Below are 24,760 nucleotides of genomic sequence, written 5' to 3'. Positions count from 1 at the left end.
TTCGTTGTCGACGAACCCTCGACGAACCCTCGACGGACCCTCGCCGGGCCGTCGTTGGACTGCCGTGACTGCGGCGGACTGCCCCAGGACGTCAGTCGCGCGCTTCGGCCAGCAGCTTCTGAAGCCGCGACACACCCTCGACCAGATCCTCGTCGCCCAGGGCGTACGACAGCCGCAGATAGCCCGGCGTACCGAAGGCCTCGCCCGGTACGACCGCCACCTCGGCCTCGTCCAGGATCAGCGCCGCCAGCTCCACCGAGGTCTGCGGGCGCTTGCCGCGGATCTCCTTGCCGAGCAGAGCCTTCACCGAGGGGTACGCGTAGAAGGCGCCCTCCGGCTCCGGGCAGAGCACGCCGTCGATCTCGTTGAGCATCCGCACGATCGTCTGGCGACGGCGGTCGAAGGCGGTCCGCATCTCGGCGACCGCGTCCAGCGAACCGGAGACGGCGGCCAGTGCCGCGACCTGTGCCACGTTGGAGACGTTCGACGTGGCGTGCGACTGCAGGTTGGTCGCGGCCTTCACCACGTCCTTCGGGCCCACGATCCACCCCACGCGCCAGCCGGTCATCGCATAGGTCTTGGCCACACCGTTGACCACGATGCACTTGTCGCGCAGCTCGGGCACGAGCGCCGGCAGCGAGGTGAACGTGGCGTCGCCGTACACCAGGTGCTCGTAGATCTCGTCCGTCAGCACCCACAGGCCGTGCTCGTGGGCCCAGCGGCCGATCGCCTCGGCGTCGGCCCGGCTGTAGACCGCGCCCGTCGGGTTGGACGGCGAGACGAACAGCACAACCTTCGTACGCTCCGTGCGCGCCGCCTCCAGCTGCTCGACGGAGACCCGGTAGCCGGTGGTCTCGTCGGCGACGACGTCGACCGGGACACCGCCCGCGAGCCGGATCGACTCGGGGTAGGTGGTCCAGTACGGCGCCGGCACGATGACTTCGTCGCCCGGGTCGAGGATGGCAGCGAAGGCCTCGTAGATCGCCTGCTTGCCACCGTTGGTGACCAGGATCTGCGAGGCCTCGACCTCATAGCCGGAGTCGCGGAGCGTCTTCGCGGCGATGGCGGCCTTGAGCTCGGGGAGCCCGCCGGCCGGGGTGTACCGGTGGTACTTGGGGATCTTGCAGGCCTCGATGGCCGCTTCGACGATGTAGTCGGGCGTCGGGAAGTCGGGCTCACCGGCGCCGAAGCCGATCACCGGGCGCCCGGCGGCCTTGAGGGCCTTGGCCTTGGCGTCGACGGCGAGGGTCGCGGACTCGGAGATCGCGCCGATGCGGGCGGAGACCCGGCGCTCGGTCGGAGGGGTTGCAGCGCTCATGCGGCCCATGGTCCCAGACGGCAATCGCGCCCGGCACACGTGTTTCGAGGAGCGGACCGAAAGCTTTCGAGTAGCGGACCGGAAGCGCTCGGGAGCTATCTGTTCGACGCCGGGCCCATGACCACGTACACTCACTCGTCGTTGGCCCTCACCAACCACATCGTGGGATGGGGTAGGTTGGGGAAACCACAAAGGGTCGTAGCTCAATTGGTAGAGCACTGGTCTCCAAAACCAGCGGTTGGGGGTTCAAGTCCCTCCGGCCCTGCTACACACACCTCCGCCAGGTTGTGTGCGCATGTACGTACATTCAATGAACCGCCGTGCGGCTCCACCGGGTGCGGCACGGCCACGACCCGGAACCAGGTGAAAGATCGTGACGGACGCCGTGGGCTCCATCGACATGCCTGATGCCGAGGACGAGGCGCCGGAGTCGAAGAAGAAGTCCCGCAAGGGCGGCAAGCGCGGAAAGAAGGGCCCCCTGGGCCGTCTCGCGCTCTTCTACCGCCAGATCGTCGCCGAGCTGCGCAAGGTCGTCTGGCCCACTCGCAGTCAGCTGACGACGTACACCACAGTGGTGATTGTCTTCGTAGTCGTCATGATTGGTCTGGTGACCGTGATTGACTATGGGTTCCAGGAAGCCGTCAAGTACGTCTTCGGCTGATCCCGCGGAGGGCGCCGGCAGCGGCGCCCCTTTCGCATGTTCCACCCCATCTGTATCCAGGAAGAAGCAGCCACCGTGTCTGACCCGAACCTGAACGACGCCGGCGAGTCGGTCGAGTCCGTAGAGGACGAGCTCGACATCGTTGTGGCGGCGGACGCTGTGGAGCCTGACGAGGCCGAGGCTGCCGATGCCGGCGCGGGCGAGCCGGCCGAGGTGGCCGCGATGACCGTCGAGGGCGAGGCGGCCGAGGTCGATGAGGACGAGCTCGCCGTGGAGGAGGCCGACCCGGCCGCCGCCGCAGAGCTCGAAGAGGGCGAGCCGGCCGAGCCCGAGGCCCCGGTCGACCCGGTCACCGCCCTGCGCGAGGAGCTCCGCGGTCTGCCCGGCGAGTGGTACGTCATCCACACGTACGCCGGGTACGAGAAGCGCGTGAAGGCCAACCTTGAGCAGCGCGCCGTCTCGCTGAACGTCGAGGACTTCATCTACCAGGCCGAAGTGCCCGAGGAAGAGATCGTCCAGATCAAGAACGGCGAGCGCAAGAACGTCCGCCAGAACAAGCTCCCCGGCTATGTGCTCGTCCGTATGGACCTGACGAACGAGTCCTGGGGCGTCGTCCGCAACACCCCCGGCGTCACCGGCTTCGTGGGCAACGCCTACGACCCGTACCCGCTGACCCTGGACGAGATCGTCAAGATGCTCGCCCCGGAGGCCGAGGAGAAGGCCGCCCGCGAGGCTGCCGAGGCCGAGGGCAAGCCGGCTCCGGCCCGCAAGGTCGAGGTCCAGGTGCTGGACTTCGAGGTCGGCGACTCGGTCACCGTCACCGACGGCCCGTTCGCGACGCTGCAGGCCACGATCAACGAGATCAACGCCGACTCGAAGAAGGTCAAGGGCCTCGTCGAGATCTTCGGCCGCGAGACCCCGGTCGAGCTGAGCTTCGACCAGATCCAGAAGAACTGACACACTCTCTGGAACATATGCCTCCGACCAGGTCAGAACGGCTCTCGCAGCCGCTCTGACCTGCTCGGTTTTTGGCCGCACGGCTATACCCGTTATCGTTGTGCGGTATGCCTCCATCCGGATGATCGGCTGGAGCGCTGGAAACTCTCACTAGGACCCGGAGAGAGCAATGCCTCCCAAGAAGAAGAAGGTCACGGGGCTTATCAAGCTCCAGATCCAGGCCGGCGCGGCCAACCCGGCACCGCCGGTCGGCCCCGCGCTGGGTCAGCACGGCGTCAACATCATGGAGTTCTGCAAGGCCTACAACGCCGCGACCGAGTCGCAGCGTGGCATGGTCGTGCCGGTGGAGATCACGGTCTACGAGGACCGTTCCTTCACCTTCATCACCAAGACTCCGCCGGCCGCCAAGCTGATCCTCAAGGCCGCGGGTGTGGACAAGGGCTCCGGCGAGCCGCACAAGACCAAGGTCGCCAAGCTCACCGGCGCCCAGGTCCGTGAGATCGCCACGGTCAAGATGCCCGACCTGAACGCCAACGACCTGGACGCCGCGTCGAAGATCATCGCCGGCACCGCCCGTTCCATGGGCATCACGGTCGAGGGCTGAATCAGCCCCCACTCGGCGCCGGCAGCACATGTGGCGCCGTAGACCTCAGTGGCAGGACCACGCGCTGGTCCGCACCACGACTCCATACCTGAACCACCAGGAGAAGAAGTGAAGCGCAGCAAGGCTCTCCGCAACGCGGACGCCAAGATCGACCGGGAGCGCAACTACGCCCCGCTCGAGGCCGTCCGTCTTGCGAAGGACACCGCCAGCACCAAGTTCGACGGCACCGTCGAGGTCGCCTTCCGTCTGGGCGTTGACCCGCGCAAGGCCGACCAGATGGTCCGTGGCACCGTGAACCTCCCGCACGGCACCGGTAAGACCGCCCGGGTCCTGGTCTTCGCGACCGGTGACCGCGCCGAGGCCGCGCGTGCCGCGGGCGCCGACATCGTCGGCGCCGACGAGCTCATCGACGAAGTGGCGAAGGGCCGTCTGGACTTCGACGCCGTCGTCGCCACCCCGGACCTCATGGGCAAGGTCGGCCGCCTCGGCCGCGTGCTCGGTCCGCGTGGTCTGATGCCGAACCCGAAGACCGGCACCGTCACCCCCGATGTCACCAAGGCTGTGAACGACATCAAGGGCGGCAAGATCGAGTTCCGTGTCGACAAGCACTCGAACCTGCACTTCATCATCGGCAAGGTCTCCTTCGACGAGACGAAGCTGGTCGAGAACTACGCCACGGCGCTGGAGGAGATCCTCCGTCTGAAGCCGTCCGCCGCGAAGGGCCGCTACATCAAGAAGGCGACCCTGACCACGACGATGGGCCCCGGCATCCCGCTGGACTCCAACCGCACCCGCAACCTCCTCGTCGAGGAGGACCCGGCCGCCGTCTGAGTCTGACGGCAGTCGCGGGTCTCGCGTACTGAAGCCGGCCCCCGCACCTCGTACGAGGCGCGGGGGCCGGTTCTTTTGCCGGGCAGGAGGCGGGCCCGGGGCGTCGGTGTGACGGCTGTGAGCCCGCTGGCGGCCCTGGGGACTGCATCACCGGCCCGGGGGAAGCCGGAGTGCGTCGGCGGCCCTCTGGCGGGCGCCGTGAAGCAGGCCGGCGGGGCCGGAAGCGGACTGCGTAAGGCCCGATTTGCCTGACCGGGATCCGGTCCCGTACTCTTCCACAGAAGCCAAAGACCGCTGGTCGTTGCTGTGCGCTCGCAAGAGGGTGCAGCGGCCGAAGGATCCGCTAGCTGCGGACGTCCTGCGCAGGTGACTGTGGAAAGTTCCCGGACTCGCTCCGGTTGAGCTACGCCCCGTGCGCCTGCGCCGGGGCGTTTCGTTTTGTCCAGCCCCTTCTGAGCGGTCCTCATCACCCGGAAGGAGGCCGACGCTCTATGGCAAGGCCCGACAAGGCTGCCGCGGTAGCCGAGCTCGCGGACCAGTTCCGCAGCTCGAACGCCGCCGTGCTGACCGAGTACCGGGGTCTCACCGTGGCGCAGCTCAAGACACTGCGTCGTTCGCTCGGTGAGAACGCCCAGTACGCCGTGGTGAAGAACACGCTGACCAAGATTGCGGCCAACGAGGCCGGGATCAACACGCTGGACGACCTCTTCGCGGGTCCGACGGCGGTTGCCTTCATCACCGGTGACCCGGTGGAGTCGGCGAAGGGTCTTCGTGACTTCGCCAAGGACAACCCCAACCTCATCATCAAGGGCGGTGTCCTTGACGGTAAGGCGCTGTCCGCCGATGAGATCAAGAAGCTTGCGGACCTCGAGTCCCGCGAGGTTCTGCTCGCCAAGCTGGCGGGCGCCATGAAGGGCAAGCAGTCCCAGGCTGCCGCGCTCTTCCAGGCGCTTCCCTCGAAGTTCGTCCGCACCGCGGAGGCGCTTCGTGCCAAGAAGGCCGAGCAGGGCGGTGCCGAGTAATTCGGCTCGCGCATTGATCAGCGCCGCCTGAAGGCGCTGGTTGCAGCGGGCCGCACGCCCGCCGACACATACACCCGGCACCAGCCGAATTAGTGGAAGGACCGCCATCATGGCGAAGCTCAGCCAGGACGACCTGCTTGCGCAGTTCGAGGAGATGACCCTCATCGAGCTCTCCGAGTTCGTGAAGGCCTTCGAGGAGAAGTTCGACGTCACCGCCGCCGCCCCGGTCGCCGCTGCCGGCGTTGCCGCCACGGGTGCCCCGGTCGAGGCCGAGGCCGAGCAGGACGAGTTCGACGTCATCCTCACCGGCGCCGGCGAGAAGAAGATCCAGGTCATCAAGGTCGTGCGTGAGCTGACCTCGCTGGGTCTGAAGGAGGCCAAGGACCTCGTCGACGGCACCCCGAAGCCGGTCCTCGAGAAGGTCGCCAAGGAGGCCGCTGAGAAGGCTGCCGAGTCCCTCAAGGCCGCCGGCGCCTCCGTCGAGGTCAAGTGACCCCACTGAGTCTCTGACTCGTGGCTCCGCAAGGGGCCGCAAGGGACACAGCGAAGGGCGATCACCCATCCGGGTGGTCGCCCTTCGGCGTTGTGACGGCCTGCCTTGCTCTTCCGGAAGCGGCGAGTATGGTGATCTTCGCCGTGCGCTCCAGACCCTGGTCAGTCCTGGTCAGTGACGATCTCAGCAGCCAGTTTGGGTTGGGGGGCCTTGACGAACCGCACGCAGCGCGCAATTCTCAGGACGCGTCGTCACAACGATCCGTATCCGAGGCATGGATCGACGACCGAACGGGCAGTATCGATGTGCGCCACACGGCGCGAGGGTTCCGCGGAGTTGAGGACAACGAGGGTCTCGAAAACCCGCACTGGACATCAGTGTGCCAAGTGGCTACACTGACCCTTTGCGCTGCCTGTTAACTGCCCCCTGCCCGTCACCAGGGGCATCCCCACGTATGAGCATCGTTGATGGAAGCATCCCTGACCTGGTCATTTGACCAATCAGGAGCGTCTGTCTCCGTGCCCATCGTGGGACCGGTACGCGCGTAGTGAGTCCGAGCCCTCGGAAGGACCCCCTCTTGGCCGCCTCGCGCAACGCCTCGACCGCGAATACGAACAACGGCGCCAGCACCGCCCCGCTGCGCATTTCCTTTGCAAAGATCAAGGAGCCCCTCGAGGTTCCGAACCTCCTCGCGCTGCAGACCGAGAGCTTTGACTGGCTGCTCGGCAATGCCGCATGGAAGGCTCGTGTCGAGGCGGCTCTCGAAAGCGGACAGGACGTCCCCACCAAGTCCGGTCTGGAGGAGATCTTCGAGGAGATCTCTCCGATCGAGGACTTCTCCGGGTCGATGTCGCTGACCTTCCGCGACCACCGCTTCGAGCCTCCGAAGAACTCCATCGACGAGTGCAAGGAGCGCGACTTCACGTACGCTGCCCCGCTCTTCGTCACGGCCGAGTTCACCAACAACGAGACCGGCGAGATCAAGTCCCAGACGGTCTTCATGGGCGACTTCCCGCTCATGACCAACAAGGGCACCTTCGTCATCAACGGCACCGAGCGTGTCGTGGTGTCGCAGCTGGTCCGCTCGCCGGGTGTCTACTTCGACTCCAACATCGACAAGACGTCCGACAAGGACATCTTCACGGCCAAGATCATCCCGTCCCGGGGTGCCTGGCTGGAGATGGAGATCGACAAGCGCGACATGGTCGGTGTCCGCATCGACCGCAAGCGCAAGCAGTCCGTCACCGTCCTGCTCAAGGCTCTCGGTTGGACCACCGAGCAGATCCTCGAGGAGTTCGGCGAGTACGAGTCCATGCGCGCCACCCTGGAGAAGGACCACACCCAGGGCCAGGACGACGCGCTGCTCGACATCTACCGCAAGCTCCGTCCGGGCGAGCCGCCGACGCGTGAGGCCGCTCAGACGCTGCTCGAGAACCTCTACTTCAACCCGAAGCGCTACGACCTCGCCAAGGTCGGCCGCTACAAGGTGAACAAGAAGCTCGGCGCGGATGAGCCGCTGGACGCCGGCGTGCTCACCACCGACGACGTCATCGCGACCATCAAGTACCTGGTCAAGCTGCACGCCGGTGAGACCGAGACCGTGGGCGAGAGCGGCACCCAGATCGTCGTCGAGACCGACGACATCGACCACTTCGGCAACCGCCGTCTGCGCAACGTCGGCGAGCTCATCCAGAACCAGGTCCGCACGGGTCTGGCTCGTATGGAGCGCGTCGTGCGTGAGCGCATGACGACCCAGGACGTCGAGGCGATCACGCCGCAGACCCTGATCAACATCCGGCCGGTCGTCGCCTCCATCAAGGAGTTCTTCGGCACCAGCCAGCTGTCGCAGTTCATGGACCAGAACAACCCGCTGTCGGGTCTCACCCACAAGCGCCGTCTGTCGGCTCTTGGCCCGGGTGGTCTGTCCCGTGAGCGGGCCGGCTTCGAGGTCCGTGACGTGCACCCGTCGCACTACGGCCGCATGTGCCCGATCGAGACCCCTGAAGGCCCGAACATCGGTCTGATCGGCTCGCTCGCCTCGTACGGCCGGGTCAACGCGTTCGGCTTCGTCGAGACGCCGTACCGCAAGGTCGTCGACGACCAGGTGACCGACGAGGTCGACTACCTGACCGCCGACGAGGAAGACCGGTTCGTCATCGCGCAGGCCAACGCCGCGCTGACCGACGACATGCGCTTCGCAGAGGCTCGTGTCCTGGTCCGCCGCCGTGGCGGCGAGGTCGACTACGTCCCGGGCTCCGACGTGGACTACATGGACGTCTCGCCGCGCCAGATGGTGTCGGTCGCGACCGCCATGATCCCGTTCCTCGAGCACGACGACGCCAACCGTGCCCTCATGGGCGCGAACATGATGCGCCAGGCCGTTCCGCTGATCACGGCCGAGGCGCCGCTGGTCGGCACCGGCATGGAGTACCGCTGCGCGGTCGACGCCGGTGACGTCATCAAGGCGGAGAAGGAAGGTGTTGTCCAGGAGGTCTCCGCGGACTACATCACCGTCGCCAACGACGACGGCACGTACACCACGTACCGCATCGCCAAGTTCTCCCGGTCGAACCAGGGCACCTCGGTCAACCAGAAGGTTGTCGTGGACGAGGGCGCCCGGGTCGTCGAGGGCCAGGTCCTCGCCGACGGTCCGGCCACCGAGCAGGGCGAGATGGCGCTCGGCAAGAACCTGCTGGTCGCGTTCATGCCGTGGGAGGGTCACAACTACGAGGACGCGATCATCCTGTCGCAGCGCCTCGTGCAGGACGACGTCCTCTCCTCGATCCACATCGAGGAGCACGAGGTCGACGCCCGTGACACCAAGCTCGGCCCCGAGGAGATCACCCGGGACATCCCGAACGTCTCCGAGGAGGTCCTCGCCGACCTCGACGAGCGCGGCATCATCCGTATCGGTGCCGAGGTCGTCGCCGGAGACATCCTGGTCGGCAAGGTCACGCCCAAGGGCGAGACCGAGCTGACCCCGGAGGAGCGTCTGCTCCGCGCGATCTTCGGCGAGAAGGCGCGTGAGGTCCGTGACACCTCGCTGAAGGTGCCGCACGGCGAGACCGGCAAGGTCATCGGCGTACGCGTCTTCGACCGCGAGGAGGGCGACGAGCTGCCGCCGGGCGTGAACCAGCTGGTTCGCGTGTACGTCGCGCAGAAGCGCAAGATCACCGACGGTGACAAGCTCGCCGGCCGTCACGGCAACAAGGGCGTCATCTCGAAGATCCTGCCGATCGAGGACATGCCGTTCCTGGAGGACGGCACCCCGGTCGACATCATCCTCAACCCCCTCGGTGTCCCGTCCCGAATGAACCCGGGACAGGTCCTCGAGATCCACCTCGGCTGGCTCGCCAGCCGCGGCTGGGACGTCTCGGGTCTCGCCGACGACTGGGCCCAGCGCCTGCAGGCCATCGGCGCCGACCAGGTCGCCCCCGGCACCAACGTCGCGACACCGGTCTTCGACGGTGCGCGCGAGGACGAGATCGCGGGTCTCTTCGAGGCCACGATCCCGAACCGCGACGGTGACCGCCTGGTCCAGCCGTCCGGCAAGGCCAACCTGTTCGACGGCCGCTCCGGCGAGCCGTTCCCGGACCCGATCTCGATCGGGTACATGTACATCCTCAAGCTCCACCACCTGGTCGACGACAAGCTGCACGCCCGCTCGACCGGCCCGTACTCGATGATCACCCAGCAGCCGCTGGGTGGTAAGGCTCAGTTCGGTGGCCAGCGATTCGGTGAGATGGAGGTGTGGGCGCTGGAGGCATACGGCGCCGCGTACGCCCTCCAGGAACTGCTGACCATCAAGTCCGACGACGTCACCGGCCGCGTGAAGGTCTACGAGGCCATCGTCAAGGGCGAGAACATCCCCGAGCCCGGCATTCCCGAGTCCTTCAAGGTGCTCATCAAGGAAATGCAGTCGCTCTGCCTCAACGTGGAAGTGCTCTCCTCGGACGGTATGTCCATCGAGATGCGCGACACGGACGAGGACGTCTTCCGCGCTGCGGAGGAGCTCGGTATCGACCTGTCCCGGCGCGAGCCGAGCAGCGTCGAAGAGGTCTGACGGGTCTGGCCGGGACCTCCTCGTGAGGCCCCGGCCCTGCCCCGGACCCGTACAGACCATGATTGAGACACGACCCCGAAAGAGGGATTGACGACAAGTGCTCGACGTCAACTTCTTCGACGAGCTGCGGATCGGCCTGGCCACCGCGGACGACATCCGACAGTGGTCGCACGGCGAGGTCAAGAAGCCGGAGACCATCAACTACCGCACGCTCAAGCCCGAGAAGGACGGACTCTTCTGCGAGAAGATCTTCGGTCCGACCCGGGACTGGGAGTGCTACTGCGGTAAGTACAAGCGTGTCCGCTTCAAGGGCATCATCTGTGAGCGCTGTGGCGTCGAAGTCACCCGCGCCAAGGTGCGCCGTGAGCGGATGGGCCACATTGAGCTGGCCGCGCCCGTCACCCACATCTGGTACTTCAAGGGCGTCCCGTCGCGCCTGGGCTACCTGCTCGACCTCGCGCCGAAGGACCTCGAGAAGGTCATCTACTTCGCCGCGTACATGATCACGTTCGTGGACGAGGAGCGCCGTACGCGCGACCTGCCCTCGCTGGAGGCGCATGTCTCCGTCGAGCGCCAGCAGGTCGAGAACCGCCGCGACGCCGACCTCGAGGCCCGCGCCAAGAAGCTCGAGACCGACCTGGCCGAGCTCGAGGCCGAGGGTGCCAAGGCCGATGTGCGCCGCAAGGTGCGCGAGGGCGCCGAGCGTGAGATGAAGCAGCTGCGCGACCGTGCGCAGCGCGAGATCGACCGTCTCGACGAGGTGTGGAACCGCTTCAAGAACCTCAAGGTCCAGGACCTGGAGGGCGACGAGCTGCTCTACCGCGAGCTGCGTGACCGCTTCGGCACGTACTTCGACGGCTCGATGGGTGCTGCGGCGCTGCAGAAGCGTCTGGAGTCCTTCGACCTCGAGGAGGAGGCCGAGCGTCTCCGCGAGATCATCCGTACCGGCAAGGGCCAGAAGAAGACCCGTGCGCTCAAGCGCCTCAAGGTCGTCTCCGCGTTCCTGCAGACCAGCAACAGCCCCAAGGGCATGGTGCTGGACTGCGTGCCGGTCATCCCGCCGGACCTGCGTCCGATGGTGCAGCTGGACGGTGGCCGCTTCGCGACCTCCGACCTGAACGACCTGTACCGCCGTGTGATCAACCGCAACAACCGCCTCAAGCGTCTCCTTGACCTCGGTGCGCCCGAGATCATCGTGAACAACGAGAAGCGGATGCTGCAGGAGGCCGTCGACGCGCTGTTCGACAACGGCCGCCGTGGTCGCCCGGTGACCGGTCCCGGTAACCGCCCGCTGAAGTCCCTGAGCGACATGCTCAAGGGCAAGCAGGGTCGTTTCCGTCAGAATCTGCTCGGCAAGCGAGTCGACTACTCGGCGCGTTCCGTCATCGTCGTCGGCCCGCAGCTGAAGCTGCACCAGTGCGGTCTGCCCAAGGCCATGGCGCTGGAGCTCTTCAAGCCGTTCGTGATGAAGCGTCTGGTCGACCTGAACCACGCGCAGAACATCAAGAGCGCCAAGCGCATGGTCGAGCGCGGCCGCACCGTCGTGTACGACGTCCTCGAAGAGGTCATCGCCGAGCACCCGGTGCTGCTGAACCGTGCGCCCACGCTGCACCGCCTCGGCATCCAGGCCTTCGAGCCGCAGCTGGTCGAGGGCAAGGCCATCCAGATCCACCCGCTCGTCTGCACCGCGTTCAACGCGGACTTCGACGGTGACCAGATGGCCGTGCACCTGCCGCTGTCCGCGGAGGCGCAGGCCGAGGCCCGCATCCTGATGCTGTCCTCGAACAACATCCTCAAGCCGGCCGACGGCCGTCCGGTCACCATGCCCACCCAGGACATGGTGCTCGGCCTCTTCTTCCTCACCACGGACGAGGAGGAGCGCGAGGTGCGCGGCGAGGGCCGTGCGTTCAACTCCACCGCCGAGGCGATCATGGCCTTCGACGCCCGGGAGCTCTCGCTCCAGGCGAAGGTCGACATCCGCTTCCCGGTCGGCACGATCCCGCCGCGTGGCTGGACCCCGCCGGTCGCGGAGGAGGGCTCGGACATCGCCGCGGGCGAGTGGCAGCAGGGTGACAGCTTCCGGCTGCGTACGACTCTGGGCCGCGCGCTCTTCAACGAGCTGCTGCCCGAGGACTACCCGTTCGTCGACTACACGGTGGGCAAGAAGCAGCTCTCCGAGATCGTCAACGACCTGGCCGAGCGCTACCCCAAGGTCATCGTGGCGGCGACGCTCGACAACCTGAAGGCGGCGGGCTTCTTCTGGGCGACCCGCTCCGGTGTCACCGTGGCCATCTCCGACATCGTGGTCCCCGACGCCAAGAAGGCGATCGTCAAGGGCTACGAGGCGCAGGACGAGAAGGTCCAGAAGCAGTACGAGCGCGGTCTGATCACCAAGCAGGAGCGCACGCAGGAACTCATCACCATCTGGACCAAGGCGACCAACGAGGTTGCCGAGGCGATGAACGCGAACTTCCCGAAGACCAACCCGGTCTCCATGATGGTCAATTCGGGTGCTCGCGGAAACATGATGCAGATGCGTCAGATCGCCGGTATGCGTGGTCTGGTGTCCAACGCCAAGAACGAGACCATCCCGCGGCCCATCAAGGCGTCGTTCCGTGAGGGTCTGTCCGTGCTGGAGTACTTCATCTCCACGCACGGTGCCCGTAAGGGTCTGGCGGACACCGCTCTGCGTACCGCCGACTCGGGTTACCTGACCCGTCGTCTGGTGGACGTCTCGCAGGACGTCATCATCCGCGAGGAGGACTGTGGCACCGACCGCGGTCTGAAGCTCAAGATCGCGGAGCGCGGCGCCGACGGTGCGCTGCGCAAGACCGAGGACGTCGAGACCTCCGTGTACGCGCGGATGCTCGCCGAGGACGTCGTCGTCGACGGCAAGGTCATCGCGCCGGCCAATGTCGACCTGGGCGACGTGCTCATCGACGCCCTCGTGGGCGCCGGTGTCGAGGAGGTCAAGACCCGCTCGGTCCTGACCTGTGAGTCGGCGGTCGGCACCTGTGCCTTCTGCTACGGCCGTTCGCTGGCCACCGGCAAGCTGGTCGACATCGGTGAGGCGGTCGGCATCATCGCCGCCCAGTCCATCGGTGAGCCCGGTACCCAGCTGACGATGCGTACCTTCCACACCGGTGGTGTGGCCGGTGACGACATCACCCAGGGTCTGCCCCGTGTCGTCGAGCTCTTCGAGGCTCGTACGCCCAAGGGTGTCGCCCCGATCTCGGAGGCGGCCGGCCGCATCCGTATCGAGGAGACCGAGAAGACCAAGAAGATCGTCGTCACCCCCGACGACGGCAGCGACGAGACGGCGTTCCCGATCTCGAAGCGTGCCCGTCTGCTGGTGGGCGAGGGCGACCACGTCGAGGTGGGCCAGAAGCTCACCGTGGGTGCCACCAACCCGCACGACGTGCTGCGGATCCTCGGTCAGCGCGCGGTCCAGGTCCACCTGGTCGGCGAGGTCCAGAAGGTCTACAACTCGCAGGGTGTGTCGATCCACGACAAGCACATCGAGATCATCATCCGGCAGATGCTGCGCCGTGTGACGATCATCGAGTCCGGCGACGCCGAACTGCTGCCGGGCGAGCTCGTCGAGCGCTCGAAGTTCGAGACCGAGAACCGTCGTGTGGTCACCGAGGGCGGTCACCCCGCCTCCGGCCGTCCGCAGCTGATGGGTATCACCAAGGCCTCGCTGGCCACCGAGTCGTGGCTGTCGGCGGCGTCCTTCCAGGAGACGACCAGGGTCCTGACCGACGCGGCGATCAACGCCAAGTCGGACTCCCTGATCGGCCTCAAGGAGAACGTCATCATCGGTAAGCTCATCCCGGCCGGTACGGGCCTGTCCCGCTACCGCAACATCCGGGTGGAGCCCACCGAGGAGGCCAAGGCCGCGATGTACTCGGCCGTCGGCTACGACGACATCGACTACTCGCCGTTCGGCACCGGCTCCGGCCAGGCCGTTCCGCTGGAGGACTACGACTACGGTCCGTACAACCAGTAAGGCGTAGGTCTGACGAAGGGCGGCCACCCCGTTTCGCACGGGGTGGCCGCCCTTCGGCGTTCTCGGGGCCCGGCGTTTGTGGGCCTCAGCGGCCGGGCTGTCGGTAAGGCTCCAGGGCGCGCAGCCGCGTGACGTGGTCGGGGTGGGTGTCGAGCAGCTTGGCCAGCGTGCCCGGCTCGTTGAGCTTCTGGCCGGCCGCGGCGGCGCGGGCCCTGTCCGCGTCCTCCTCGGCCTGGAGCCGGTGCAGCACCTCGGCCATCTCGGGCGCGAAACCGAGGGCCGCGGCCTGCTGGTCGGCGCGGAGTTCGGCCTGCCGGCCCACGTAGGCGAGCAGATACGGGGCGATGACCAGGGGGATGGTGACGAACCAGGCGCCGAGCAGACCCGCTATCACGAACATCCCGAAGAAGAGAACGAGGATGCCGTACGCGGCAAAGGAAAGCCGCCTGGCGATGAAGAGCGCGATCCGGGCGAATCCCCGGGCCAGGGACCAGGCCATGCGCCCGGGCAGCGAGTACCAGTAACCGAGCAGGCCCGCCCAGGCGTGGCCGCCCGTGTGGTGGCCGAGTTCATGGGCGAGCACGGCGGCCAGGTTGCCGCTGGACAGGTGGTTGAGCGAGTACGTCGTGACCCCGACGACGTGCCCGGCGGCGGCCATGGCATTGAGCTCGGTGCTGTTCTCCACCATCAGTTCGTACGTGTGCCTCTCGACGCCCGCGCGGGCGGTGACCTCGCGCCAGACCGGCTCCAGCCTGGCCCGCTCCTGGGCCAGCGGGGTCCGCAGCTTGAGCACGCTGCGGGCGTAGGCCAGTTCGGTGGGGCGGTGGAAGACCAGGGCGCCGGATGCCAGCCAGGCGAGCACGACGAGCCAGCCGCCGACCGTGCCGAACATCCCCTGCGAGATCGCGGCGACCACGGCGAGGCTCACCAGGAACCCCGGTACGTGGATCGCCAGTCGCCCTATGGCGGTGGCGTCGGCACCGCGCTGGTGGGCCGCCACATGGACGCGGGAGCCGCGATGGCGGTAATCGAGGTCGTCGGCGGGGGGTTGGTGGGGGACGGGGGCGGGCTGCTGCGGGGGCGGGGCCGCGGCCGCCGCCGGGTGCGGGTACGGGGCTGCTCCCTGCGGGTACTGCGGGGCCGACGGCGCGGCGGTCGGGTACTGGGGCGGCTGGGCTGCTCCCTGCGGGTACTGCGGGTACTGCGGGTACTGCGGGTACTGCGGGGCCGGCGGCGTGGGCGCGGGGTATTGCGGGGGCTCGGTGGCCTGTGGGTACTGCGGGGCAGCGGACGGCGCGGCTTCCGGGTACTGAGGCGCCGGGGACGGCGCGGCGCTCGGGTACTGCGGAGGCGCGGTGTCGGCCCCCGGGTACTGGGGCTCCGGGTAGGTGGGGCCCGGTGGCTGGGACATGGGACTTCCTTCGGATCGTTGGGGACGTCAGCCGATCAGCAGGGATGCGGGCAGCAGCACCGTGCCGACGCAGAACGCGATCAGCCCCGTGCGGATCCACTGGTGCTTGCGGGCCGCGATGCGGCTGGTTTCGGTGAGGGCCGCCGTCAGGCCGGCGGCGGGGTCGCGTTCGGTCTCGGCGAGCGCGGCCGCCAACTGGCCCTGCCGTGCTGCTTGCTGAATGTCGCCGAAGTAGGAGAGCGGCTGTCCGGGGGCCCAGGTGCCGCTGCGGTAGCGGGGCAGTACGGCCAGCAGTAGCGCGAAGAGGGCGAGAGCGAGCGTCGACGTCCCCAGCCACCAGGCGGCCGTGCCCCACATGGAGAGCGTGCCGGGCGCCCAGTGGCGCCCGGCGAGCAGTGCGCTGAACACACCAGCGGTCATGCCCAGCGCCGCCACCAGCACGGAGGCCTTGCTGTCGGCCCGTGCGATCTCGGCCCGCAGCTCGGTGAGCAGCCGCTCGGCGGTTTTGGTGCCGTCAGCGGTGTCCGGTGCCGTCATGAGGAGCCTGAACCCGGGGCGTTCTGCTCAGGCGCCGCGGGAGCCGGTGGTTCGGCCCCCGGCGGAGGCGGGGTGTACGACGGGGGAGCGTAGAACTGTGGGGCGCCGTACGGCTGCGGGGGTGTGGCATCAGGCGCCTGCCCCGCGTACGGCGGCGGCGGTGCCGGTGCCGCGCCGGCCGGCTGACCCGCGTAGGGCTGCTGCGGCGCCTGCCCTGCGTAGGGCGGCTGGGATACGGCTCCTGGGGCCTGCCCGGTGTACGGCTGCTGCGGCGCCTGATCGCCGTACGGCTGCTGCTGTGGAACCGATCCGGCAGGCAGCGCGCCCTGCTCTTCGGCCGGCGGCGGTGGCATCGGCGAGGTGAGCCCGTGCTGACGGATGAGGTCATTGACTGCGCGCAGGGCGTGCTTCGCCGACTCGGCCTTCTGGTAGTCCTCGAGAGCGTCCCCGCCGATCAGCTCCAACTGGCTTTTGATCAGCGCCAGTTGGTCCTGCCTGATGCTGTTCATGACCAGCTGGGTGTCCTCGGGGTGCTGAGCCAGATGCAGCGCCCACACTCCGACCCCGCCGTTTTGCAGGTGGTACTGGTAGAACGCGATCTTCTGCGACACCAGCTCGTGCGACTGCTGCTGGCGCAGCACCTCCAGCTCGTGCTGCTGGTGCGCCATCCGCAGCCGGAACTGGTGCTCGGGCTCGAGCATCTCGTTCTCGTACCGCAGGCTCCGCTGCCGCCGCCGGTGCGCGATCGCCTCGTCGTCGAGCCGGAGCCGTACCACGCAGGTGACGGCGAGTCCGATGCCCGCCGCGAAGCCCCCGCTCTCGACCGCCTGCTGCACCGCGGCCTCGGCCGCCGGGCTGTCCTCGATCGAGAAGCGGCGGCTGACCGGCCGTGCCAACTGGTTCAGCTCGCGGGTCAGTCGCGTGGGAATGTCGCGTTCGCCCCCCGCCACATAGGCGATCGGGTCCGAGACGCGCCAGGTCAGATCGGCAGTGACCCCGAAGGAGAACGCGTCGTCGTCACTGGGCAGTTGCAGCTCCAGCTGCACGGGGTGGGTGCCCATGTCCACCTCGTACACGGAGGCGTAGCGCCGGGCCGCGGCGTCCGCGCGGCTCGGCCGGTGCGGCGGGATGAAGACGTCGTACGTCCCCTTGGCGGTGGCGAAGACCAGTGCGTGGTCGATCGCGCCGACGGGCCTGCGGGCCGTGTAGTCGAACCGCGAGATCGGCCGCACGGTGAGCACCGGGTCGATCAACGTACTGTGCCGGTCGGCCTGTTGTTGCCACTCCGGCTGACGGCGGAAGTCCGCCATGGGTCAACTCCTCGACGGTTCAGGGACGGGTAGGTCGGAAATCGGGCAGGTGTATGGAAGATCAGTGGGACGGGGCCGGGGGGCGCGCGGACTGGAGCACCTTCAGCAGTCGGTCGGCGATCGCGGGCCGCGGTCCGCCGTCCTCGGCGCGCAGGGTGTCCAGCAGATGGCTCAGCCGGTCGCGGTCGGCGGCCGTGCTGACCAGCGCGGGCAGCAGCAGCTCCAGGGCCTGCGCCGTGTCGGCCCGCCGCTCGGCGACGTACAGCCAGGTCCGCAGCGCTTCCATCGCCTGCTTGGTGTGGGTGCGGTCGCCCAGAGCGGTGCGCCAGAGCGTGGCGAGATCGCGGGCGGATTCCGCGTCGTCCATGCCGTACTCCGTGTACCACTCGACGAGTCCGTGCTCCTCGGCGTTGTCGCAGGCGCGTACGAACGCGGCGAGGGCGAGCGCGCGGACCGCCGGCGTGTCCAGGTAGAGCAGCCGCACCAGCTCGGAAAGCATCTCCCTGCGGCTGCCCGCGGACAGGAGCAGAGCCGTGGACTCGACGAGGTTGTGGCGCTCCGCCTCGCTGCTGTCGTCGGCCCGGGCCCGGGCCGCGAGCGCGTCCAGGGCGGGTCCGGCCAGATCGGGCCGCAGCGGCGCAAGCAGCGCGAAGGCGCGGATCGCGGTCCAGCGGCGGGCCCAGTGCGGGTCGGTGCACCACTGTGAGAGCAGCCGCAGGATCACGGGGGCGTCGAGGAGCTGGGCGAGCGTGAGGGTGTTCGCGGCAGTCACCCGGGGCCCGAAGGAACGTGAGAGTGCCCAGCCGTCGAGCAGCAGCGCCATCGTGGAGGGCAGATCGGCGGCGGCCAGCAGCGCGGTGGCGGCGGCGGCCCGGGTCCGTACGAGCGGGCGGCCGTCGCGGGCCAGCTGCTTGAGCCAGTCGACCAGCGCGGGCCGGGCCGAGGGATGGCCCGTCCACACCTCGGTGAGCAGGGCGCGCGGGGTGCGCTCCTCGCTGAACTGCGCCATGTACTGGGGGACGGGACCCCATTCGGTCGTCTCGTGCCGCAGCTCGCCGCCGGCCCGCGCGAGGCCCAGCCGGTCGGTGACCGCGGGGCCGAATACGGGGATCTCCGGCGGCTGTTCGGGGTGCTGGAGCCGCTGGAAGTGGACGAAGAGCTTGTCGGCGAGCTCGGCGGCCAGCACATAGGGCGCCTGGTCGAACACCGCGAGCGAGATCAGAAAGGCCTTGTCCCGCAGCCCGAGCGCAGGGTCGCTCAGCCATGTGCGGCACTGCTTCTCGACCGCGGCGAGACCGAACCCCGCGAGCCGCCCGAGCGCCTCCTCACTTCCGTCGTACGCGGCGAGCCCTTCGGCGAAGTCGGCGGCCTCGGCGGGTCGGTGGTGGCCGTGCGCCAGGAAGTCCCGTACGGGGGCGAGCGCGAGCAGCGACTCGATGTCGTCCTCCTCGCGCAGGGCCACCACATGCGCCCGCAGAACGGCCTCGGCCTCCGGCGGCTCCCACGGCGAAGGCGTGACCCCCAACAGATACGGCGAATTCTCGACGGTGATGACCAGATAGCCGTCGGACGCCTTGAGCTGGTCGCGGGCGGAGTACAGGTGGGTGTCGCGAAGCGGCTTGTTGCGGCTCAGGGGCATGTCGTGCAGGACGTGGCCGCCCGGCTGCGCGAGCTGCGCGGCCAGCGCCGCCGGGCTGGTCTCGGGCTGGAGAGCGCGTACGGCGGGGACACCGAGGCGGTGCAGCAGCATCAGCGCGGCCGCGCTGCGCCCGGTCGCGTGGGCGCCCGACAGCACCAGGACCCGCTCGTCGCGCAGCCGTTGGAGGGCAGCCGCGAAGGCCGGGGTCTCCACGAAGACGCCGGCGAGTTGGTCGAGCCGTGCGGGCGGGATCTCCCCGGAGGCGTAGGCGGACCCGGCCGCCGGACCGTGATGGTGGATCTCGGTCTTGCCGCCCATGAAGACGTCACCGGCGACCTGCCCGCCGGACACCCCGTGCTGGGCACCGCCTACCAGCGAGCCGCCGAAGGCCGCGGCCGAACCGAGGATGAATCCCGGTGCGTGCGCGAAGAGTTCACGCTGCGCGGCCCGTGCCTCCTGGGACTGCTCCTCGGGCTCGGCCGCTTCCGTCGCCGGCCGGCCGGGGTCCGGGGACGGCGACTGCTGCTGAGCAGGTGGTACGGCGCCGGGGGCGCGGTCGGCCTGCGGGGGTACGTTCATGCGGGCTCACCCTGCTCCGGACCGCGAGAGCCGGAGACCGGGCCCGACCCCGTCGCGGAGTCGGCGCCTGCCCCCGAGCCTGACCTCGGGCCCGAGCTGCCGAGGTGCACATCGCCCGTGACCTGCCCGCCGGACACCCCGTGCTGGTCGCCGCCGACCAGCGAGCCGCCGAAGCTGGGGGCGCCGCCGTTGAAGTTGAAGACCGCGGACCCGGGAGCCGCAGACGTGGGAGCCGCAGCCTGCGACGATCCCGGGCCCGCGCCCTGCTTCGGCCCGGTGCCGGAGACCCCCTCCTGCTCCGGCACCGGGCCGCCCCCCGTCCCCGCATCCCCCTGGTCCTTTTCCGGGCTCCCGCCCTCCTTCGGCACCGGCCCGTGCAGCCACGCCTTGAGCGGGCCGTTCTTGCTGCTGACGGTGATGGCGTGGAAGTCCTCGGCCGGGATGCCCGGATGGCTGTGCCGCACGATCCCGTCGTGCACGCTCTGCGAGACGCACAGAGCGAAGTCGTCGGTGCGCTCACGCAGGGCCGCGCGCAGCAGTTCCGCGTCGAGGAGCCTGCAGGCGTGGTTGAGGTCGGAGCCGACCCATCCGTCGTGCCCGTCGACCGCGACATATCCCGTAGCCACCACCCCGCGCAGCCGGATCTGCGCGGAGCTGGACGCCATCCGGTTCACCGCGCGCAACTGGGCCGGTACCTCGGACAGGAGCGCGCGCAGCAGCGCGGTCACCGAGGCGTTGGCGTCGATCAGCTCCATCACACTGTCGCCGCGGTCGGCGCGCAGCCGAAGGGTCTCGTCGACGCCTGCCGCCTCCAGGGCGCTGTCGGTGATGCCGTAGAGCATGCGCCGCAGGTAGGCCTGCTCGACATCGTCCCGGTCGCTGTACTTCTCGATGTCGAGCAGGAGGATCGTCCGGCTCACGGGATCGGTCATGGTCACCTTTCGATGGGGTGCCGCACGGGGTGGCGATAAGAGTGCTGGCCCGCGGCCGTCGGCGGTGAGGAACGATGACGCACTCGGAGTGTGACCGTGTGCACAGAGTCGCTCCTGGGAAGCATGCGGACACCGTGAGTGAGGGGCCGGGCAGCGGAACAAGCGCAAGCAAGGAGGACGGCGGACGGCCGCCACGGTCAGGGATCGGCTTGTTCCGCGCGGGCTATCCGGCGCAGCACGTCCGGGCGCGTGATCAGCAGCGCCCGCCGCCCGGTGGTCACCGCCTCGCGCGTCCGCAGCTCCTTGAGCAGCCGCTGCACCATCTCGCGGGAGGCTCCCACCGATCCGGCGAGCTCCTGTTTGCTCAGCGGTACGGCCAGTTCGATCCCCGCGTTGGTACGTCGGCCATGCGTACGGGCCAGATCCAGCAACAGCGCGGCGAAGCGCTCGCGCACGCTCATCGAGGCGAACTGCAGACGGCGCCGGTCGGCGGCGCGGGTCCGGTCGGAGGTGAGCCCGAGGAGGGCGAAGGAGACATCGGGGGAGCGGCCGAGGAACTCCTTGAACCGCTCGTGCTCCACCGCCACCGCCCGTACGGGTTCCAGCGCGGTCACCGTCGCCGAGCGCGGCCGGCCCGTCAGCGCGGCGGACTCCCCGATGATGTCGCCGGGGCCGCGCAGTGCGAGCAGCGCCTCGTAGCCGTTGGCGGCCGCAGCGGTCACCTTGGTCCAGCCCTGGGTGAGAAACAGGACGTGGGAGGAGGGTTCGTGCTGATGCAGCAGGAGGACACGGGGCGCGAAGCCCAGCTCACGGCCGAGCGCAAGCAGCGCCTGCCGGTCCTCGGTCTCGAGGCGTGCCAGGAAGGGCACGCGGTCGTCCAGACCCCCGTCGTCGGGTAAGTTCACCGCCGTCATGGCTCCCCCGGTAGTCACAGCAGACCGGTCAAGGTACTGAAGGCGCGGGGTCCCGTGGGCGCGAATGCGCCAATGGATTGACCGCGCCGTGGCGGTGCGGTATCCGGGGCGGGCGCTCGGCGTGTCGCGGCGCCCTTCCATTTGTTTTGACCGAAGTCCGTGAGGTAGGTACGCTCAGACCTTGTGCCTGGGGTGTGCCTGGGCTCGTGTGCGTGTCCTCAACCGCATGGCGAGCCTGAAAAATCGGCCACCGTAATCTGCGCTCTCTTTGCCTCGCGGCAGGAGCCTGCAGTATTCGACACACCCGACCGCGTGGGTCGGCGACGTTCCAGGTTAGCTTCACGAACGGCACACAGAAACCGGAGAAGTAGTGCCTACGATCCAGCAGCTGGTCCGGAAGGGCCGGCAGGACAAGGTCGAGAAGAACAAGACGCCCGCACTCGAGGGTTCTCCTCAGCGTCGCGGCGTCTGCACGCGTGTGTTCACGACCACCCCGAAGAAGCCGAACTCGGCGCTGCGTAAGGTCGCGCGTGTGCGTCTGACCTCTGGCATCGAGGTCACGGCTTACATCCCGGGTGAGGGACACAACCTGCAGGAGCACTCCATCGTGCTCGTGCGTGGTGGCCGTGTGAAGGACCTGCCGGGTGTTCGTTACAAGATCATCCGCGGTTCCCTTGACACCCAGGGCGTCAAGAACCGCAAGCAGGCCCGCAGCCGCTACGGCGCCAAGAAGGAGAAGTAAGAATGCCTCGTAAGGGCCCCGCCCCGAAGCGCCCGGTCATCATCGACCCGGTCTACGGTTCTCCTCTTGTCACGTCGCTGATCAACAAGATCCTGCTCAACGGCAAGCGTTCCACTGCCGAGCGGATCGTCTACGGCGCCATGGAAGGCCTCCGCGAGAAGACCGGCGCTGACCCGGTCATCACGCTGAAGCGCGCTCTCGAGAACGTCAAGCCGTCTCTCGAGGTCAAGTCCCGCCGTGTCGGTGGCGCCACCTACCAGGTGCCGATCGAGGTCAAGCCCGGTCGCGCCGCCACCCTCGCGCTGCGCTGGGTCGTGGGTTACTCCCGCGCCCGCCGCGAGAAGACCATGACCGAGCGCCTCATGAACGAACTGCTCGACGCCTCCAACGGCCTCGGCGCTTCGGTCAAGAAGCGTGAGGACACGCACAAGATGGCCGAGTCCAACAAGGCCTTCGCGCACTACCGCTGGTAGTCGCTACCCACATCGAGACCGAGAGAAGATTGAGCCTTATGGCCACCACTTCGCTTGACCTGGCCAAGGTCCGCAATATCGGGATCATGGCCCACATCGACGCGGGCAAGACGACGACCACCGAGCGCATCCTGTTTTACACCGGTGTGAGCTACAAGATCGGTGAGGTCCACGACGGCGCTGCCACGATGGACTGGATGGAGCAGGAGCAGGAGCGCGGCATCACGATCACGTCCGCCGCGACGACCTGTCACTGGCCGCTCGAGGACGTCGATCACACCATCAACATCATCGACACCCCGGGTCACGTCGACTTCACGGTCGAGGTGGAGCGTTCGCTCCGCGTCCTCGACGGTGCCGTCACGGTGTTCGACGGTGTGGCCGGTGTTGAGCCGCAGTCCGAGACGGTGTGGCGTCAGGCCGACCGTTACGGCGTGCCCCGCATCTGCTTCGTCAACAAGCTCGACCGCACCGGCGCGGAGTTCCACCGCTGCGTCGACATGATCGTGGACCGCCTTGGTGCGACCCCGATCGTGATGCAGCTGCCGATCGGCGCCGAGGCGGACTTCAAGGGCGTCGTCGACCTCGTCCGTATGAAGGCTCTTGTCTGGTCCGCCGAGGCCACCAAGGGCGAGATGTACGACGTCGTCGACATCCCGGCCACGCACACCGAGGCTGCCGAGGAGTGGCGCGGCAAGCTGATCGAGACCGTGGCGGAGAACGACGAAGAGGTCATGGAGCTGTACCTGGAGGGCGTCGAGCCCACCGAGGAGCAGCTGTACGCCGCGATCCGTCGTATCACCATCGCGTCCGGCAAGGGCGGCGGCACCACGGTCACCCCGGTGTTCTGTGGCACCGCCTTCAAGAACAAGGGTGTTCAGCCGCTGCTCGACGCGGTCGTGCGCTACCTGCCTTCTCCCCTGGACGTCGAGGCCATCGAGGGCCACGACGTGAAGGACCCGGAGACGGTCGTCAAGCGCAAGCCGTCCGACGACGAGCCGCTGTCCGCCCTGGCCTTCAAGATCGCGAGCGACCCGCACCTGGGCAAGCTCACCTTCATCCGGGTCTACTCGGGTCGCCTGGAGTCCGGCACTGCTGTGCTGAACCCCACCAAGGGCAAGAAGGAGCGCATCGGCAAGATCTACCGTATGCACGCGAACAAGCGTGAGGAGATCGAGTCGGTGGGCGCCGGCGACATCGTCGCCGTCATGGGCCTGAAGCAGACCACCACCGGTGAGACGCTGTGCGACGACAAGAACCCGGTGATCCTGGAGTCCATGGACTTCCCGGCGCCGGTCATCCAGGTCGCGATCGAGCCCAAGTCCAAGGGTGACCAGGAGAAGCTGGGTGTCGCCATCCAGCGTCTCGCGGAGGAGGACCCCTCCTTCCAGGTCCACTCCGACGAGGAGACCGGCCAGACCATCATCGGTGGTATGGGCGAGCTTCACCTCGAGGTGCTCGTCGACCGCATGCGGCGCGAGTTCCGCGTCGAGGCGAACGTCGGCAAGCCGCAGGTCGCGTACCGCGAGACGATCCGCAAGGCCGTCGAGCGTATCGACTACACGCACAAGAAGCAGACCGGTGGTACCGGTCAGTTCGCGAAGGTGCAGATCGCGCTGGAGCCCATCGAGGGCGGCGACGCGTCGTACGAGTTCGTGAACAAGGTCACCGGTGGCCGCATCCCCCGTGAGTACATCCCCTCGGTGGACGCGGGTGCGCAGGAAGCCATGCAGTTCGGCATCCTGGCCGGGTACGAGATGGTGGGCGTCCGCGTCACCCTTCTCGACGGTGGTTACCACGAGGTCGACTCCTCCGAACTCGCGTTCAAGATCGCCGGTTCGCAGGCGTTCAAGGAGGGTGCCCGCAAGGCGTCCCCCGTGCTTCTCGAGCCGATGATGGCCGTCGAGGTCACCACGCCCGAGGACTACATGGGCGATGTCATCGGCGACCTCAACTCCCGCCGTGGCCAGATCCAGGCCATGGACGAGCGCAGCGGTGCCCGGGTCGTCAAGGGCCTCGTGCCGCTCTCGGAGATGTTCGGCTACGTCGGAGACCTCCGCAGCAAGACCTCGGGTCGCGCAAGCTACTCGATGCAGTTCGACTCCTACGCCGAGGTTCCGCGGAACGTCGCCGAGGAGATCATCGCGAAGGCCAAGGGCGAGTAACTCTCCCGAGTACACGCTTTAGGCTTGTCACCGGAGCCTACGGGGGCATTCCAGCCGCTACGCAAGTAATGCGGCCGGAATGCCCCGGGCCCCGGCATCC

Annotated in this window: 18 protein-coding genes and 1 tRNA gene; 12 read left to right on the top strand and 7 right to left on the bottom strand. The window is 68.1% G+C overall.

Annotated features, from left to right (window positions below; genetic code table 11):
- Positions 1-91 precede the first annotated feature (91 nt).
- On the bottom strand, positions 92-1,318 hold the full coding sequence (locus tag OG729_RS16430) for a pyridoxal phosphate-dependent aminotransferase (RefSeq protein WP_360878757.1): 1,227 nt from the start codon (positions 1,316-1,318) through the stop codon (positions 92-94).
- Positions 1,319-1,510: 192 nt separating this feature from the next.
- Between OG729_RS16430 and OG729_RS16425 the strand changes: the two genes are divergently transcribed.
- The 9 genes from OG729_RS16425 (at position 1,511) to OG729_RS16385 (ending at position 13,958) form a co-directional block, all read left to right on the top strand.
- A tRNA-Trp gene (locus tag OG729_RS16425) sits at positions 1,511-1,583 on the top strand.
- A gap of 108 nt (positions 1,584-1,691) precedes the next feature.
- A complete protein-coding gene (gene secE, locus OG729_RS16420; RefSeq protein ID WP_360878760.1) occupies positions 1,692-1,979 on the top strand; it encodes a preprotein translocase subunit SecE in 288 nt (95 codons plus the stop codon).
- 75 nt (positions 1,980-2,054) lie between these two features.
- On the top strand, positions 2,055-2,936 hold the full coding sequence (gene nusG / locus OG729_RS16415) for a transcription termination/antitermination protein NusG (RefSeq protein ID WP_405806759.1): 882 nt from the start codon (positions 2,055-2,057) through the stop codon (positions 2,934-2,936).
- A 169-nt stretch (positions 2,937-3,105) separates the two neighbouring features.
- Positions 3,106-3,540 carry a 50S ribosomal protein L11 gene (rplK, locus tag OG729_RS16410; protein ID WP_307661693.1) on the top strand — a complete coding sequence of 145 codons (435 nt, stop codon included), beginning with the start codon at positions 3,106-3,108 and terminating at the stop codon, positions 3,538-3,540.
- 108 nt (positions 3,541-3,648) lie between these two features.
- On the top strand, positions 3,649-4,371 hold the full coding sequence (gene rplA, locus OG729_RS16405; RefSeq protein WP_360878769.1) for a 50S ribosomal protein L1: 723 nt from the start codon (positions 3,649-3,651) through the stop codon (positions 4,369-4,371).
- A gap of 491 nt (positions 4,372-4,862) precedes the next feature.
- On the top strand, positions 4,863-5,393 hold the full coding sequence (gene rplJ, locus OG729_RS16400) for a 50S ribosomal protein L10 (RefSeq protein WP_360878772.1): 531 nt from the start codon (positions 4,863-4,865) through the stop codon (positions 5,391-5,393).
- Positions 5,394-5,502: 109 nt separating this feature from the next.
- Entirely contained in the window at positions 5,503-5,886 is a 384-nt protein-coding gene (gene rplL, locus OG729_RS16395) for a 50S ribosomal protein L7/L12 (protein WP_360878775.1), read from the top strand.
- Between the two features lie 577 nt (positions 5,887-6,463).
- On the top strand, positions 6,464-9,949 hold the full coding sequence (gene rpoB, locus OG729_RS16390; RefSeq protein ID WP_360878778.1) for a DNA-directed RNA polymerase subunit beta: 3,486 nt from the start codon (positions 6,464-6,466) through the stop codon (positions 9,947-9,949).
- Between the two features lie 97 nt (positions 9,950-10,046).
- On the top strand, positions 10,047-13,958 hold the full coding sequence (locus tag OG729_RS16385; protein WP_360878781.1) for a DNA-directed RNA polymerase subunit beta': 3,912 nt from the start codon (positions 10,047-10,049) through the stop codon (positions 13,956-13,958).
- Between the two features lie 85 nt (positions 13,959-14,043).
- Here OG729_RS16385 and OG729_RS16380 read toward each other — a convergent pair whose 3' ends face one another.
- From OG729_RS16380 to OG729_RS16355, 6 genes are all read right to left on the bottom strand, one after another.
- The gene (locus OG729_RS16380; RefSeq protein WP_405806756.1) at positions 14,044-15,369 is read right to left on the bottom strand and encodes a M48 family metalloprotease; all 1,326 of its coding nucleotides are present in this window, start codon (positions 15,367-15,369) and stop codon (positions 14,044-14,046) included.
- Positions 15,370-15,396: 27 nt separating this feature from the next.
- Complete coding sequence (locus OG729_RS16375; protein WP_360878788.1) at positions 15,397-15,906, bottom strand: Pycsar system effector family protein; 510 nt, start codon at positions 15,904-15,906, stop codon at positions 15,397-15,399.
- The gene (locus OG729_RS16370; RefSeq protein ID WP_405806755.1) at positions 15,903-17,216 is read right to left on the bottom strand and encodes a PE-PGRS family protein; all 1,314 of its coding nucleotides are present in this window, start codon (positions 17,214-17,216) and stop codon (positions 15,903-15,905) included. Before OG729_RS16370 ends, OG729_RS16375 begins: the two co-directional genes overlap by 4 nt.
- 61 nt (positions 17,217-17,277) lie before the next feature.
- A complete protein-coding gene (locus tag OG729_RS16365) occupies positions 17,278-19,434 on the bottom strand; it encodes a hypothetical protein (protein WP_405806753.1) in 2,157 nt (718 codons plus the stop codon).
- Positions 19,431-20,366 carry a hypothetical protein gene (locus OG729_RS16360; RefSeq protein ID WP_405806751.1) on the bottom strand — a complete coding sequence of 312 codons (936 nt, stop codon included), beginning with the start codon at positions 20,364-20,366 and terminating at the stop codon, positions 19,431-19,433. The genes OG729_RS16365 and OG729_RS16360 overlap by 4 nt, the downstream gene beginning before the upstream one ends.
- Before the next feature lie 197 nt (positions 20,367-20,563).
- Positions 20,564-21,280, bottom strand: coding sequence for a Crp/Fnr family transcriptional regulator (locus OG729_RS16355; protein ID WP_360878800.1), 717 nt, complete (start codon positions 21,278-21,280; stop codon positions 20,564-20,566).
- A 370-nt stretch (positions 21,281-21,650) separates the two neighbouring features.
- Here OG729_RS16355 and rpsL point away from each other — a divergent pair, with 370 nt between their 5' ends.
- From rpsL to fusA, 3 genes are read left to right on the top strand one after another with little or no spacing between them, the layout of a single operon-like run.
- On the top strand, positions 21,651-22,022 hold the full coding sequence (gene rpsL / locus OG729_RS16350; protein WP_003948652.1) for a 30S ribosomal protein S12: 372 nt from the start codon (positions 21,651-21,653) through the stop codon (positions 22,020-22,022).
- 2 nt (positions 22,023-22,024) lie between these two features.
- Positions 22,025-22,495 (top strand): 30S ribosomal protein S7, encoded by a 471-nt coding sequence (rpsG, locus tag OG729_RS16345; RefSeq protein WP_147987673.1) that lies wholly within the window; start codon positions 22,025-22,027, stop codon positions 22,493-22,495.
- 38 nt (positions 22,496-22,533) lie between these two features.
- On the top strand, positions 22,534-24,660 hold the full coding sequence (gene fusA / locus OG729_RS16340; RefSeq protein WP_405806750.1) for an elongation factor G: 2,127 nt from the start codon (positions 22,534-22,536) through the stop codon (positions 24,658-24,660).
- Positions 24,661-24,760 lie beyond the last annotated feature (100 nt).

Source organism: Streptomyces sp. NBC_00210, assembly GCF_045160975.1.
Lineage (GTDB): Bacteria > Actinomycetota > Actinomycetes > Streptomycetales > Streptomycetaceae > Streptomyces.
Note: the sequence above shows the minus strand (reverse complement) of the source record. Positions and strands in the feature narration are given on the sequence as shown.